2 rRNA genes are annotated in these 1,863 nt (G+C 57.3%); both read right to left on the minus strand.

Going from position 1 to position 1,863, the window contains the following annotated elements:
* Positions 1-1,210, minus strand: a 23S ribosomal RNA gene (locus ABD160_RS19195); the annotation flags it as partial.
* A 314-nt stretch (positions 1,211-1,524) separates the two neighbouring features.
* Positions 1,525-1,863 (minus strand): 16S ribosomal RNA (locus tag ABD160_RS19200); the annotation flags it as partial.

Genomic DNA, 1,863 nt, shown 5'->3' on the forward strand with positions numbered 1-1,863 from the left:
CTTGACCAGTGAGCTATTACGCACTCTTTCAAGGGTGGCTGCTTCTAAGCCAACCTCCTGGTTGTCCGGGCGATCCCACATCCTTTCCCACTTAGCGCACGCTTAGGGGCCTTAGCCGGTGATCTGGGCTGTTTCCCTCTCGACCACGAAGCTTATCCCCCGCAGTCTCACTGCCGCGCTCTCACTCACCGGCATTCGGAGTTTGGCTGACTTCGGTAAGCTTGTCGGCCCCCTAGGCCATCCAGTGCTCTACCTCCGATGAGAAACACACGACGCTGCACCTAAATGCATTTCGGGGAGAACCAGCTATCACGAAGTTTGATTGGCCTTTCACCCCTACCCACAGCTCATCCCCCAGGTTTTCAACCCTGGTGGGTTCGGGCCTCCACGACGTCTTACCGACGCTTCACCCTGGCCATGGGTAGATCACTCCGCTTCGGGTCTACACCCCGCGACTCCACCGCCCTATTCGGACTCGCTTTCGCTACGGCTACCCCACACAGGTTAACCTCGCCACGAAGCATAACTCGCAGGCTCATTCTTCAAAAGGCACGCCATCACCCTGCAGCACAAGACTGCTCCAGGCTCTGACGGCTTGTAAGCACACGGTTTCAGGTACTATTTCACTCCCCTCCCGGGGTACTTTTCACCTTTCCCTCACGGTACTTGTCCGCTATCGGTCACCAGGTAGTATTTAGGCTTGACGGGTGGTCCCGCCAGATTCACAGCGAATTTCACGGGCTCGCTGCTACTCGGGAACAATGTCCATGACCAGCACTGCATTTTCACGTACGGGGCTCTCACCCACTCCGGCGACCCTTCCCAGAAGTCTTCCGCTAACACAGCACAACAATCATCCCACCCTCGGCAGAAGGTGAACAACACATCCCAACAACCCCGCACCCGCAACACCTGCCGGCTTGACACGGACACGGTTTAGCCTCATCCGCTTTCGCTCGCCACTACTCACGGAATCACTATTGTTTTCTCTTCCTGTGGGTACTGAGATGTTTCACTTCCCCACGTTCCCTCCACGCACCCTATGAATTCAGGTACGGGTAACACCCCATGACGGGTGCTGGGTTTCCCCATTCGGACACCCTCGGATCACAGCTCGGTTGACAGCTCCCCGAGGACTATCGCGGCCTCCCACGTCCTTCATCGGCTCCTGATGCCCAGGCATCCACCATGTGCTCTTAACAACTTGACCACAACAAGATGCTCGCATCCACTATGCAACACTCAACCCACAACCACACCAGACCCCGACACCGCCACCACCCCCACAACAGAAGGCGTTAGACAACCCAGGACCCACGCGGCCACAAGGACAACACCAACCAGGTGTCCCCTCAGGACCCAACAGCGTGCCGAACCACATCTTGACGCCTCATGTTCCACCCAGACACACCCCGGAACACGAACGGCCCCGACAGGCATGATCTCGAAGAAGGAACCAACACAATCCACACAGAAAAATCTGCACAAACGGTTGGCGCCCCACCACTCGGTGAGACTCCTTAGAAAGGAGGTGATCCAGCCGCACCTTCCGGTACGGCTACCTTGTTACGACTTCGTCCCAATCGCCAGTCCCACCTTCGACGACTCCCTCCACAAGGGTTGGGCCGCCGGCTTCGGGTGTTACCAACTTTCGTGACGTGACGGGCGGTGTGTACAAGGCCCGGGAACGTATTCACCGCAGCGTTGCTGATCTGCGATTACTAGCGACTCCAACTTCACGGGGTCGAGTTGCAGACCCCGATCCGAACTGAGACTCACTTTAAGGGATTCGCTCCACCTCACGGTCTCGCAGCCCTCTGTATGAGCCATTGTAGCATGTGTGAAGCCCTGGACATAAGGGGC

This window comes from Pseudonocardia kongjuensis, from assembly GCF_039526905.1.
GTDB classification, from domain to species: domain Bacteria; phylum Actinomycetota; class Actinomycetes; order Mycobacteriales; family Pseudonocardiaceae; genus Pseudonocardia; species Pseudonocardia kongjuensis.